At 45.5% G+C, this 12,855-nt stretch carries 13 protein-coding genes; 3 read left to right on the forward strand and 10 right to left on the reverse strand.

What is annotated here, in order from left to right:
* Positions 1-101 precede the first annotated feature (101 nt).
* Positions 102-1,973, forward strand: coding sequence for a methyl-accepting chemotaxis protein (locus L1076_RS14205; protein ID WP_237303823.1), 1,872 nt, complete (start codon positions 102-104; stop codon positions 1,971-1,973).
* Between the two features lie 80 nt (positions 1,974-2,053).
* On the opposite strand, the gene L1076_RS14210 is transcribed toward L1076_RS14205, so the two are convergent.
* From L1076_RS14210 to L1076_RS14220, 3 genes are all read right to left on the reverse strand, one after another.
* Positions 2,054-2,377 (reverse strand): hypothetical protein, encoded by a 324-nt coding sequence (locus L1076_RS14210; protein WP_038865283.1) that lies wholly within the window; start codon positions 2,375-2,377, stop codon positions 2,054-2,056.
* Positions 2,378-2,613: 236 nt separating this feature from the next.
* Positions 2,614-3,771, reverse strand: a complete 1,158-nt coding sequence (locus L1076_RS14215; protein WP_038865281.1) for an aromatic amino acid transport family protein — start codon at positions 3,769-3,771, stop codon at positions 2,614-2,616.
* Positions 3,772-4,489: 718 nt separating this feature from the next.
* Positions 4,490-4,801, reverse strand: coding sequence for a hypothetical protein (locus L1076_RS14220; protein ID WP_038875460.1), 312 nt, complete (start codon positions 4,799-4,801; stop codon positions 4,490-4,492).
* 140 nt (positions 4,802-4,941) lie between these two features.
* On the opposite strand from L1076_RS14220, the gene L1076_RS14225 reads away from it, so the two are divergent.
* Both L1076_RS14225 and L1076_RS14230 read left to right on the forward strand, forming a co-directional pair.
* Positions 4,942-5,277: a helix-turn-helix transcriptional regulator gene (locus L1076_RS14225; protein WP_038875463.1), complete on the forward strand. Its 336-nt coding sequence runs from the start codon at positions 4,942-4,944 to the stop codon at positions 5,275-5,277.
* Between the two features lie 87 nt (positions 5,278-5,364).
* Positions 5,365-6,120 carry a hypothetical protein gene (locus L1076_RS14230; RefSeq protein ID WP_082041574.1) on the forward strand — a complete coding sequence of 252 codons (756 nt, stop codon included), beginning with the start codon at positions 5,365-5,367 and terminating at the stop codon, positions 6,118-6,120.
* Positions 6,121-6,206: 86 nt separating this feature from the next.
* Here the strand turns inward: L1076_RS14230 and L1076_RS14235 are convergent, their stop codons facing one another.
* The 7 genes from L1076_RS14235 to L1076_RS14265 all read right to left on the reverse strand — a co-directional run bounded on the left by L1076_RS14235 (position 6,207) and on the right by L1076_RS14265 (position 12,692).
* Positions 6,207-6,953: a phosphatase gene (locus L1076_RS14235; protein ID WP_237303824.1), complete on the reverse strand. Its 747-nt coding sequence runs from the start codon at positions 6,951-6,953 to the stop codon at positions 6,207-6,209.
* A 26-nt stretch (positions 6,954-6,979) separates the two neighbouring features.
* Positions 6,980-7,714, reverse strand: a complete 735-nt coding sequence (locus tag L1076_RS14240) for a nucleoside/nucleotide kinase family protein (protein WP_005435524.1) — start codon at positions 7,712-7,714, stop codon at positions 6,980-6,982.
* A gap of 9 nt (positions 7,715-7,723) precedes the next feature.
* Positions 7,724-8,242 (reverse strand): MltR family transcriptional regulator, encoded by a 519-nt coding sequence (locus tag L1076_RS14245; RefSeq protein WP_005435522.1) that lies wholly within the window; start codon positions 8,240-8,242, stop codon positions 7,724-7,726.
* Between the two features lie 59 nt (positions 8,243-8,301).
* Positions 8,302-9,573, reverse strand: coding sequence for a zinc-binding dehydrogenase (locus L1076_RS14250; RefSeq protein WP_237303825.1), 1,272 nt, complete (start codon positions 9,571-9,573; stop codon positions 8,302-8,304).
* Positions 9,574-9,620: 47 nt separating this feature from the next.
* Positions 9,621-11,042 carry a PTS mannitol transporter subunit IICB gene (locus L1076_RS14255; RefSeq protein WP_079855974.1) on the reverse strand — a complete coding sequence of 474 codons (1,422 nt, stop codon included), beginning with the start codon at positions 11,040-11,042 and terminating at the stop codon, positions 9,621-9,623.
* 12 nt (positions 11,043-11,054) lie between these two features.
* On the reverse strand, positions 11,055-11,498 hold the full coding sequence (locus tag L1076_RS14260) for a PTS sugar transporter subunit IIA (RefSeq protein WP_005425097.1): 444 nt from the start codon (positions 11,496-11,498) through the stop codon (positions 11,055-11,057).
* 474 nt (positions 11,499-11,972) lie between these two features.
* Positions 11,973-12,692 carry a GntR family transcriptional regulator gene (locus L1076_RS14265; protein ID WP_237303826.1) on the reverse strand — a complete coding sequence of 240 codons (720 nt, stop codon included), beginning with the start codon at positions 12,690-12,692 and terminating at the stop codon, positions 11,973-11,975.
* Positions 12,693-12,855 lie beyond the last annotated feature (163 nt).

Raw genomic sequence — 12,855 nt, forward strand, 5'->3', positions numbered from 1 at the left:
CAAAATTACAAACACAATAATGTGTTCACTTCTGCCGAATGTACCCAATAAATAAGAGGTACAAGCAGAGTAAACCAGCCGGGAGACTCGAGAGGGAAAGTATGAAATTCAGACATAAAGTTGTCACCGCCTCCTCAATTTTATTGCTTGTGACTGTGGCATTGCTGTCGACACAACAAGTTATGACCATTCGTTCGCAGATCGAAGAAAACATCGACACGAGCGTGAGTGAGATCCTATCTAGTGTGGGGAACACGGTAGAATCTGAAATAAGTGCAAAGAAAGAACTCGCTCAATCCATGACCGAGATTCTAGAAATTAATCCAACTGATCACGACTACGTGAAAGAAGTGCTTGAAAAACCAATGCCAAAATCAAGCTTCTTGGCAATCGGTTACGCGTACGACAATAACGGTTTCGTGATTGAGAACGATGACAACTGGGAAGCGACACCTGATTACGATCCTCGAGTGCGTCCTTGGTTTGTCTCAGCAAAAGCACAAGATAAGCTTGTCGTCACCGATCCCTACGTGGATGTTTCTTCTAAGAAAGTGATCATCTCTATCGGAACCCCAGTTCGCGAAGCTGGCCAGTTTTTAGCAGCTATGTTCTATGATTTGGAGCTAACAACCCTTTCTGACTTAGTCAACCAAGTAAACCTATTCGATGCGGGTTACTTATTCCTTGTGACCGCTGACGGCACAACAATTGCCCACCCAGAAGCAAAGTACAACGGTGAAAAGCTATCTAGCTACCTACCACAAGTCGAGCTAACGTCAGGTGCTCAACATATCGAGATGAACGGCGACAAGTATATGGTCAGCCTAACTCACATTCCGAGTGAGAACTGGTATGTGGGCGCGGTTGTTGATGAAAGCATTGCTTACTCAGCAATCGATACTCTACGTAACAGCGCCATTATTTACTCTTTGATTGCCGTAATTGCATCAATTATCGCGCTTACTCTTCTTATCCGCACCTTAATGCGCCCTCTTGATGAGCTGAACAGTGCCATCCAAGCGGTTGCCTCAGGCAAAGGCGATTTGACGCAACGTTTGGACACCAATACTGACCAAGAATTCTCTGAGCTCGCGAAAGGCTTCAATACCTTTATGGAGAACTTGCAGCATCAAATCATCGAATCGAAAAGCATTTCTGATCAGATCTTAAGTGGTACTCAAATTACCGCAGAAGGAGCGAAAGATTCCGCCGTAGCGATTCAGACTCAGCTGCAAGAACTTGAGCAACTCGCAACAGCAATGCACGAGATGTCAGTGACGGCGACAGAAGTCGCTAACAATGCGCAGGGTGCAGCAAGTGCGGCTAAAGAAGCGGACGATGCGACCGTGCAAGGATCTTCCGTTGTAAATGAATCGACTGAAACGATCAACCTGCTTTCAGACAGCATCGACCAAGCGGTCGAAGAGGTGCAAGGTCTTGAGTCGGCGACAGCAAACATCGAGACGATTCTTAAAGTGATTAACGACATCGCAGACCAAACTAACCTACTGGCACTAAACGCAGCGATTGAAGCTGCACGTGCGGGAGAGTCTGGTCGTGGCTTTGCCGTTGTTGCGGATGAAGTTCGAACACTGGCACAGCGCACGCAAGAATCTACTACAGAAATTCGCAGCATGATTGAACAGCTTCAATCGGGTGCATCTTCTGTTGCAAGCGCAATGCATCAAAGCAAATCTAGTGCCGTAGAGGCCGTCGAGAAAGCTGAATTTGCGAATGGCGCATTACAACGTATTCGTGATGCAATCCAACGCATCTCAGACATGAACCTGCAAATCGCCTCCGCTGCCGAAGAACAAAGCTTGGTTGCCGAAGAAATCAACAACAACACAGTCAACATAAAAGATTTATCGACTCAAGTTGCTGACTCAGCAAACCGCACTAATGAAGCCATGCAAGCACAGCATGACGACGTTCGTAAGCAAGACGAGATTCTAAACCGATTCACGGTATAGCCTCTCCTCTTAACGAACCACAATCTTCACCAAGCAATAGCAAAACAGCGAGCCAAACTGCTCGCTGTTTTTTTGTTTTCTTACAAGGCCACATGTATATAGCGATCTTTCGAACGCTTGTAATAAAAATCATCCACTTTCAGGTAGGTAAAATTGCCAATCTGAATGTAGGTGCTGCGTGGTGGAATGTGTTTGTAATGGTAATAGTGATGCTTTGGTCGCTTGTGCTTCACCACCACAACCTTTTTGTGTTTATGCTTATGTCTGTGCTTATGATGATGGTGATGATGTCCATGATGATGTCCGTGCTTGTGGTGATGTTTAGGGTGCGCGCTCGCTTCAGCACTGAACATCCCCAAAGAAAACATCATTCCAACGATTGTGAAAGAAAGTCGCTTCGACACTCTTTTCCCCTTTGCTCTATAACTTGCTGCCTATTTTAAAGAGCCCATCAACAATCCATGTCAGCCACTGACGAGACAGTTTCACCTCTGAGTAAAATATCATTACGATTTATCAAGTCGTGGTTAGAGCATACACATAGTTGATTCAACGCTAACAATTCTGCACAAAAAAACCGCTTGCCCAAAATAGGACAAGCGGTTTTTAAAAATGGATTGTTGTACGCTTGCGAGTCTATTTATACCGCTTGAGCAAACAGCAAGAAACAACCGAATAGGAAGATCACGCTCATGCCCACCGTACCACCACCCGCTTCGTACACATTGTTGTCTTCTACTGGGACACGACGCACTTTCATCGTCATCGATAATGGAACAAACACTGCTAAGAATACAAGGATGATGCCTGCGTAGCTAAGGATCGCTAAGAAGTGCTCTGGAGCAAATACCGCGCCAAGCAACGGCAGAATAAACGTCGTCACGAATACTACTGGCTTACTTGCTTTCAGAAGGTCCGCATTTTGGTCGTAAAGCGCCATTGCTACACCCAAGAAAGACGTCAGCAGGGCCAAGCCAGTAAACATAGACAGAATGAACTCAAGACCGGTGTACTGTTGACCGAGAACAGAGATCAACTCAGACACGTTTGAGAACTGGATAAGTTCATGTGGTGGCAAGTTACCCACGACTGCAAACAACCATAGTAGGTAACACACAAGTGGAATCGTCGAGCCCACAATGATCATGTTGCGCAGTTGGTTTTTACTCGCTTCTTTGTTATAAGTCACCAAAGAAGGAATCACGACCATGAAGCCAAAGCTTGTGAAAAGAACTGAGCTTTGCTTGATCAGTGCCATTTTGTCGGCGTTCACTACTTCACTTAGACCTTCAAACGATACGTTTGGAGCAAGGGAGAAAAGCGTCAGAATCAGAGCGACAATCATACCGATAAACAAGCCACGGTTGAGTTTATCAACGACACCTGTACCCGCTGATACAATAAGACCGACAAGAACAGTAAAGCCAACTTGGCTCGAAATAGTAGAAACAGGAATGCCCATTGATGCAGTGACTTTCTGTACAAGATCGCCAGCACCAATGATGTAAGCCATTAACAAACACACAAGTAAGGCGTAAAGAAGACCATTCGTTACAAACTGACCGCCTTTACCAAGGGTTTCACGAGCAATCGCGTTCATGCTAACGCCACCACCTACTTTACAGCTTGCTTCCAACAGAAGAAGTGCAGCGTAAGTTGTACCCGCCCAGATGAACAGCATAAGAAGAGTGCCCCAAAGGAGGCCGAATTGAGCAAGCACCATTGGTATAGCAAGCATACCAGCGCCAAGAGCAGTACCTGCAACGATCAGGGAGCTGCCGACAAGTTTTAGGTTCACGGTTAATACCTCTAAATTTAATCCGTTTTAGTTATCACTTATCGCGGTTTTGGTTAGAAACGCGATCAACAGAAATGTCCCCGCCTTACGTCACTGAAATTCAGATCACAAAAAACAACACACGCAGGTTCGACTCTGCAAGCGCATTTTTGTGTAAGGGGAATCATTTCCGAGCAGAGTTTTGATTAACGGAACGTCTTATTTTGGGTTCGAAGCAAAATCAGCACATCCTTTTTCGTCAATCCCATTCTCTGCTAAATGGATTTGGTTCGGGAGGATTGTAAGGCATAAATAGGACGATTGAAAAGCAAAAGCTCCATCTTATAGCCATATATTTTAACAACTATCGGCAATTGCAACGGATATGTTGCAAAGTAGCTTGTTATTTAGCCTTTTGTTGTCTTGGCGAATGAAACTTGAGCGTTCAAGCTCATTTTTGAGGTGTACATGAAAATGTACACTTTGTTGGAAGGCATTAGAATCGCAGAACATAGCCTAGATTCAGCAATATCGTTATTATTCGCTACGTACCGACACGATTCGGTTCACATACCTCTAAACACTGATTTACGGTTCGAAGCTTTTGGTAAATGAGTGTTCTGAATGCTGGGAGTGGTTCCCCAGCATTTATATCCTTTCTATTAGATTCCTTTATGTCCCCTAAGCACAATTGATGATTTTGCGCACGTATCCGCTTACCTACTATGTCGCCTAAGAATCAGAGTTCGTTATCCAACGCATCAATAATGTATGTCATGGCTGCAATGCCCATATCCGCCACTGAACGCTCCATCGGACTCAGGTTCTCATAGGTTTGCTCCAATTCTGCTTGCTCAATATAACCTCGATGCAAGAAGAGCTCTTTGTACTTCATTAGTCGTTTCTGCGATTCACGTGTGAGCCAGGTTACGTCCAATCGAATATCGCAGCTGCGATTACGAATCTCAGCAAGTAGTTGTTCTAAAACGCATTGCATTTTGCGAATGCCTACCTTGCCAGAAATTGATTTATAAATCTGATGTTTTTCCATTTTCTGAAACTAACTGAAATTACGTAAATTTTTTGTGGAACGTCATTCTTATCGCTATGTCAATTTGGGTAAATACGGGGTGGTTAAACTGGTCCGTTTATTGCGTGCTTCAGGACAAAACTGTCCTTTAAGGAGCTCTTATGCATGTAGACCCACTGATTGAAGTGCTGATTACTCGACGAAAAGAGAAAGGGATGTCGCGTGAACAAATGGCAAAAGTTGCGGGGATGAGCGAAAAAACCTATCAGAGAATAGAGAGAGGCGAGTCGGATTTGAAACTATCCCAATACCGTTCGATTTTACGAACTCTCAACTTAACGGATCTGGATATCGCTCTGGATGCAAGAGGTGTCAGTAATATCTCATCAGAAGATGTTGCCTCTGCAGCAAGGTTACTGTCTCCAGAAGCACAATCTTTACTGACCAAGCTAATTTTTTTAGTGCTAGAGCAACAGAAAAACGATAACAAAAAGTAGTGCTCTAGACTCAGGCCCTTAACAAAGCTAAGGTGAACTAAACTTAAAGATTAGAGCTTCGGTACTCCAACCATGGGGGAATGCATTATGAGAAGCATCTGGGTCATGATCACCGCCATTCTCTGCTTGCTGGGAGCAACAAGTCTGTCTGCACAACCGCAAGTGAAACCCGCGGTAAAGCCGATCACGCAGCCGGGCAATAAACACGATTTGCGACCAGTTAATCGCCCTCATAGGCCCATCAAGCCACCCCACTATAATCGGCCACCTTATTACCGTCCGCCCTACTACAGACCACCCTATTACCACCGACCACCTTACGTCGTTAGGCCACCGCGCTATCATTCGTCGTTTATCTATGTGAGACCGGGGTATTGGTATCCACCCTATCGCGGACGTTATTACTATTATCATAGCGATCTCGTTGGCATAGCGACCTTCGCCATCTTTGCCGGCATCACCTATGCAATCGTTCAAGACTCGTATTACCGCAGGAATGGAGACCGCTATGATTACGTCCGTTACCCACCAAGCGGTAACTACACGATTGTGAATGGAAACACCATCACGACGTCCTCCTCAACGTCGTCAAACTATGCGCCATCGTCGTCAGGGCAAGTGGTATCTTCTTCGCCAAGTTCGAACACGCCGCGAGTCACCCACGTTGTTCCGGCGACAAAACCTGAACCTAGCCCTTACAAACTCGGAGAGATCGTAGATTCACTGCCTCACACGAAAGAAACGGTCGTCGTCGACGGACAGAGCTATTTCAAATACAAAAATACTTGGTTTGCGCCACTCAGAGCCGAGCGTAAGTTTGTTGTGGTGGAATCCCCGCTGTAGTGCTTTATGTGTACCTCTAAACGAACTAAACCCGCACGCTGCGGGTTTATATTTGTTTGTAGCTAACCGTTTGAGTCGCTCGCTTTTCAATAGAGCGCTTCGAACTCTTGAATCCTCGCTTTACCTCTCAGTAATAAGAAGTTCAAGAATCGGCTCGTCGACGTAGTGAGTATCTTCTCTTCATCCACATTGTGTTTCTCCAGCAAAGCAATTGCCAAGTCTAACTTAGAGATCTCTTCACAGAAGTGAGCATCCGACCCTGTACTGAAGTAAACGCCAATTTCTTTACCCAGCTCGACAATGCGATCACAACGGGAATCACTGCCCTTGCGGCTTTTGCCTGTCAGAGATGTATTGTTAACTTCAATTGCAACATTGTACTCTTTAGCACAGCGCAACACTTGCTCCATATCGAATGGGTAATTTGGGTTACCTAAGTGACCAAGAACATCCACTCTGCCGCTTTTAATCGCATTTATCAGGGCAGCGGTATGTTCAGCTTCGGTCGCGGGCTTGAATACGGGCTCGTGGAAACTCGCAATCACCCAGTCAAGGTGTTGGTCAGAGGAAGGTGGTAAGTCTATCTCCCCTTTGACATTCAGCGTGTTGGCTTCTACGCCACGGAGAATACCTACATCGTGTAAAAAGCGGGGCAAAATTCTTTGATTGTTGAAATACCAGTAGTGAGGGGCTCCTGGCATCTCGGGAGCATGATCGGTGGTACAAAGAAGTTTTAGCCCCTTATTCTTAGCAGACAATGCATTCTCTAAAATGGTGCTGTAAGCGTGTCCACTGGCAATAGTATGGGTGTGGCTATCAATCACGATATCCATGGTGACCTCCTGAGATTGTGGACGAACTATCGAATTTCGAACGAACCGTTTTGATTGAGAAACAACGATAAGTCAGCAGGAATCGAATGATTCAACACTTTATCAACGTTGACCGCATCAGAGCGTAAGTAGAACTCCAAGGCGGCTTCTGGGTCTGTGCCACCACGAATCTTACGATTGACTAAACGCTCTTGTAGAAACTCCGCTTGAGTATCAATAAACACCGTAAAATCGGCCAAGCGATGCAGCTCTTTCCATACTGGTTCATCTAGCAACAACCAGTTGCCCTCGACGACGACAATATTGCGGTTAACCTGAATGGCATCATCAACCGGATCATGTAAGTTGCGGTCGTAGTAAGGCCATTTGCTGTCTTTCACTTTAAGCTGTTTCAGCTTATCGATAAGCTCAGTGAGATTGAACGTCTCGTAAGAGCCTTTAATGCTGCGCAGAGGAACAATTTCACCATTACGTTCAATGGTGTTGCTGTCGAGGATTTCGTTCGGGTAGTGAAAACCATCAAAAGGCAGAACCTGAAGTGGCTCTTGGTTTTCATCTTGTTCAGAGAGGTGTTCCCAGAACGCAGCTAGGGTCGACTTACCGCTGCCCGGAGGGGCACACAAGAACACAACAATGCGTTCCTGCTTCTCATGATAAAGACGGGTAAATTTTTCGATAAGAGGTTGATGGATTCGCTTTACGTCGGCATCGGGAAAGGTAGCTTCGGTTTCAAAACCACTGACGTTTAAATTCACTTTCATGGTGAACCCTTATTGATTGATCTCCCCTTCGATTCTTTCTATCAACATTTCACACGACAGCTTCAACACTGTTTTGATGAGAGATTCGTATCTCATTTGCGAAAATGACTCAAACGAAGAGAACTTAAGCTGATTGATCGACTCAAGATAAAAGCTGTCTTGCTGAGAAGAGAGTACCGCTTGGTTTTTGATGAAGTCGTAAATCACGTCATCCGCGAATTCAACTTTCTCCGGTTGGCTAACCACATACTCCAAGACCTGATCGTACAATCCGATATCGGCGTAAGTTTCCAAAGAGATTTTGCCCATCGCAAACATCAACTTTGATACCACATCGGTCGTCACCAACGGACCATCTTCTTTCAATAAAGGATCCACAGCATACTCCTTCACTAGATCGTCTTGGACGAACACGCTCGGAAGTAATGCTTTTAACTTGAGGTTAATTATTTTGTTAGAAACCTGAAGAAACGCAGTGGCATTTTCGCACTCATCCAGCTTCTCCAGTAATTCATCTTCACGTGACAACGTCTTATGACCTCTCCATTATGTGGCAGCACAGAGGCTACCACACAAATTCGTTGCAACTAAACCGTTAAGCTCACGTCATAAAACTCAAGTAACGCTTTTTCTGCATGAGCATTCCACACATAGTTGTTTGCGTTCAAAATTGCGTCTAATTCGACGAAGAACGGGTCTTGGTCTGCCAACGATAAAAAGTCATCAATCGCGGTCAACGGCAGGTCAATATGCGGGTAAATCAACTTTTTACCACCCGGAATATCCAACTGATTCAAAATCGTATGTGGCGCAGCTTGCAGACCACCAACGTGTGTGATCATGAACGATGGATTGATCTTACCTTGTGAAGACAAGTCGATAGACTCCACCATGTCACCAGTTGAGCCACCAGACGTGCCCACAATATGCGTTGACTCGTAATGCACATTGTAGAAGTTAAACGGTACTTTAAATTTCTTATCGGTAGGTCCTGCGAAGAAGTTCAAGCAGCCGTCGTTACCCAACAGCTCGTCGGCTTGCTCTAATACTTGCGATACTGCTGCGTATACCATCACGTCATCGTAGCCTTTGCCATCGTTCAGCGCTTTCAGATAAGTCACAGGATCATCGACTTGAGCGGTATTCACGTAATGCAATTCAACGCCTTGTTCTTTTGCTTTTTCAACCGGAATTAAGCACTCTGCTCGGTCTAAGCGCGCAGCGTCGATGTCTGTCACCACAATCAGTTTTGGCTTCAAAGGTCCGTTAATCGCGTAGTCAATCGCACCAATGCCCATTGGACCAGCACAAGCTAACAGCGCTAACGCCCCCCCCTCTTTGATGCCCATATCGTGCTCGTACACGTATTGCGTAGTGTGGTAACTTGCATGGTAAGCACCGATGATGCATGACATTGGTTCAGCCAAAGACGCATCTGCAAAGTAGTCTCCGTGGTAAGGCAGTACACAGCCTAAGTCGATAGCAATTTTAGGAATGATGGAATACGTTGCGTTGCCGCCAAAGGTTTCGTAGCTGTAACCCGCCGAGTAACCACTAGGCAAACCCATTGCTGGTTGTAGAACAAAGTAATCGCCTGCTTTGTATTGGTCTTTTAGGTTCTCACCGACTTCAACAATCACACCTGCGTATTCATGACCCGTCATCACTGGCACTTCATCAATGTTCTCAGGTACGCGTTTGTGTTTGCTACCCAACAATGCCGCTTTGTAAGTGGACAAGCAAATGCTGTTTGAAATGTTTTTAACCAGAAGTTCATCGGCTGAAATGCTTGGCAAATCAAAGGTTCTTAGTTGAACATCTTTCTCGCCACAGATAACCGCTGCCGTTGTTTGTACCATGATTTCTCTCCTAAATGGGGTGGTAGGTGCCACCCCATACTGCATTGTTAGGCTGGTTGCTCAGTCGCGACCGCTTGTTGCTTAATCGTATCCATCAGCTCATTGAGCGCTGGGTCATTGAGGAAGTTCTTAATCGTTACCACTGGCAAGCCTGTTGCTTTGATGGCTCGACTTTCTAAGCTTTCGTGCGTCACGACAATGTCGGCTTCGCTTGGCACTTTTTCGATGGCGAAGTTCTTCACTTCAATATCAATTCCGGCTTGAACTAACTTGCGTTTGAAGGTTGAAGCCCCCATCGCGCTTGAGCCCATACCCGCATCACAAGCGAATGCGACAAATGAAATTGGTTTGTTGACTTCTTGTGTTGCAGCAGCAACTGGTTTGATTGCACCTTCCGCTTTCATGTCTTTCATATCAGAGACAGACTGTTCAAACTCGTCTTCTTTGTCTTCTGCTTTGCTCATCTTCAGAATCGCACTTGCGACAAGGAAGGAAACAATCGTTGCAGTTGTGACACCTGCGATGGTTGCTAGGAAGCTGCCTTTCGGTGTCAGTGCTAGGTAAGAGAAGATTGAACCTGGACTTGGACCTGCTACCAAACCTGCATCAAGTAGGTTGAAGGTTGCGATACCTGTCGCTGCACCCGCAATCATCGCCAAGATCATGATTGGCTTCATTAACACGTACGGGAAGTACAGCTCATGAATACCGCCGAAGAAGTGAATGATGATGGCACTTGGCGCAGAGCGTTTAGATAGACCTTGACCAAACTTCGCGTAAGCCAGCAGCATACCAAGACCCGGACCCGGGTTAGATGCCACCATAAAGAAGATAGATTTGCCTGTTTCAGCTGCCGCCTGCAGGCCTAATGGGTAATAAATACCTTGGTCGATAGCGTTGTTTAGGAACAGCACTTTCGCCGGCTCGTTGATGATAGCAAGCAGAGGAAGGAATCCCGTCGCCACCAAGGCTTCGATGCCTGATTTCACAAACAAGTTTGCCGCTGTTACTGCAGGACCAACAATCTCGTAGGCGAACAAGCACAGGATCATGCCCACAATACCTAGTGAGAAGTTGTTCACCACCATCTCAAAGCCAGAAGGAATGCGGTGTTGGATTCGCTTATCCATTTGCACCACAACCCAAGCACTGAGTGGGCCCATGATCATCGCGCCGACGAACATTGGGATGTCCGCACCAACGATAACACCCATGGTACCAATGGCACCGGCTACTGCGCCGCGTTTATCACCAACAATTTGACCGCCGGTATAACCGATCAACAGTGGTAATAAGTAAGTGATCATTGGACCAACAAGTTCCCCAAACGCTTCGTTTGGCATCCAACCTGTTGGGATAAAGAGTGCAGTAATAAAGCCCCAAGCGATGAAGGCTCCGATATTTGGCAACACCATGGCGGTCAAATGACCCCCGAAGGCTTGCACATTGGCTCGCATGTTTGCTTTCACGTTATGTTCCTTTTAGTATGCTTTTATTATGTCTAGCACTTGTTCCTTAGATGAAGCTTGTGCCAGTTTTGCAATGTTCTCTTCGTCCACAAACATCTCGCTCAGCGCTTGAATCACCTCAATGTGGGTATCAGAGTCTTTTGCAGCTAGGGTAATAAGAATGTTGGCAGGACCAAGGTCCGAACCAAAATCAACTGGTGAAGGGAAAATATGAATGCCCAAGCCCGTTTTTAAGACACCGGTTTCTGGGCGAGCATGTGGCATCGCCAGTCCAGGGCACAACACATAGTAAGGACCATTTTCTTCGGTCGATTGGATGATGGCATCCGCGTATTGCTGAGAAACGTAACCTTTGTCTTCTAGGTATTGCGTTGTCTTTTTAACCGCGTCTTGCCATTGGTAAGCGCGGTCATTAATAACATCTACTAGTTCGTGGTCGATTAATTCATACAGCATTTTTAAACCCTATCAACAGTTCGGTATCGATGGGTTAATTATCAATAAGAGTCGTAGAACCGCGCAAGCACGCCTCTTTTGTGCAACAAATCACAATTAAATGGCTGTCAATTTGTTTTAATGAACGTAGCTCAAAAATAGATAAAGAAAGTTAGCAACAAATTTTCTTTCAGCAACATGTCAATAGGCATAATTTGAACCTCCGCACCTATCCAAACATTTCAAGAAATTCGCAATAATATATCTCGATCACATTACGACTCTTGACTCGCTATTTATCGTGATTAAATTCAAACTTCATTTTCCACTAATTCGGCGCTAGTGAGTTTCAAACAGGGACAATCATCACACTTGTTTGCTAAAAGAAATCGAAACGTTGCTTAGTTTCAACATATAGTGAGCAGAAGGTCGGAAGAGAAAAGACACAAAAACCCGCCGAGTGGCGGGTTTAAAATGAAATGCGTAATATCGCGCTTACGACTTATGACGTTTTGCCACCAGCGTAAACTTGTAGTCAGTAGATTTGAAGTAGTTGCGGCTGTATTCAAACACCACATCCCCTTGTAAGAAACCACGCGTGCGCTTTTCGATGATCGGCTCGGCCGGGTCAATATCTAGCAACTCTGCAATGTCTTGCGGTGGCAATACCGGGATGATTTCTTGCTCACTGCGATCAATCACCATGCCCTTCTCTTTCTCGATAAAATGGTACTTAGAACCTTGCATCACTTGGTAGGTGAGATCAGGGAACATGTCTGTCGGCAGCCAAGTTTCTTCTACTGTGATTGGGTTGTCATCAAGGTAACGAACACGTTTCACGTAAAAGACTTTGTCATCTTCATTGATGTTCAGCGCATCCGCCATCGTGAGCGATGCTTTAGTAATCTCGAACGCAGCCACATCGCTGTGCGTGACTGCATTTAGGTGCGCCCACTTCTCTGCAAAACTGGTCTGCTGGTAAATGTCGTAGTTAACCTTGTTCTCTTTCACATAGGTACCACTACCCTGCACACTTTCCAGTTCACCATTTTCAATCAGCAGTTTTAACGCTTGGCGAACCGTGACTCGGCTACAAGAAAATTCTTCGCGTAACTGAGCTTCGGTAGGAAGAGCGGTTCCTACTTTGTATTCGCCATCGCTGATCTTCTCGCGAATCGCGTCCGCAATCTGGCGATACATTGGCAGTCTTGCCATGTTTACCTCTATAAAAACAATACAAATGACCATTCAAGTGAACTTGTTTGAGACAACTCAAGAACCGAGCACACTGGAGTGAACTATCATTGCAAGAAAGACTTGGTTTATGAGCTCTATAATACGAATTCAGGTCAACATGACAAGCACTTGTTCGCATATC

This window comes from Vibrio sp. MMG023 (assembly GCF_021654215.1).
GTDB lineage: Bacteria > Pseudomonadota > Gammaproteobacteria > Enterobacterales > Vibrionaceae > Vibrio > Vibrio jasicida.

Excerpts from the sequence above, each read along its gene's own strand:
- L1076_RS14250 (WP_237303825.1), bottom strand. The coding sequence starts at position 9,573 with ATGGTACAAACAACGGCAGCGGTTATCTGTGGCGAGAAAGATGTTCAA.
- L1076_RS14265 (WP_237303826.1), bottom strand. The coding sequence starts at position 12,692 with ATGGCAAGACTGCCAATGTATCGCCAGATTGCGGACGCGATTCGCGAG.
- L1076_RS14240 (WP_005435524.1), bottom strand. The coding sequence starts at position 7,714 with ATGAAAGTGAATTTAAACGTCAGTGGTTTTGAAACCGAAGCTACCTTT.
- L1076_RS14220 (WP_038875460.1), bottom strand. The coding sequence starts at position 4,801 with ATGGAAAAACATCAGATTTATAAATCAATTTCTGGCAAGGTAGGCATT.
- L1076_RS14230 (WP_082041574.1), top strand. The coding sequence starts at position 5,365 with ATGAGAAGCATCTGGGTCATGATCACCGCCATTCTCTGCTTGCTGGGA.
- L1076_RS14225 (WP_038875463.1), top strand. The coding sequence starts at position 4,942 with ATGCATGTAGACCCACTGATTGAAGTGCTGATTACTCGACGAAAAGAG.
- L1076_RS14235 (WP_237303824.1), bottom strand. The coding sequence starts at position 6,953 with ATGGATATCGTGATTGATAGCCACACCCATACTATTGCCAGTGGACAC.
- L1076_RS14205 (WP_237303823.1), top strand. The coding sequence starts at position 102 with ATGAAATTCAGACATAAAGTTGTCACCGCCTCCTCAATTTTATTGCTT.
- L1076_RS14260 (WP_005425097.1), bottom strand. The coding sequence starts at position 11,498 with ATGCTGTATGAATTAATCGACCACGAACTAGTAGATGTTATTAATGAC.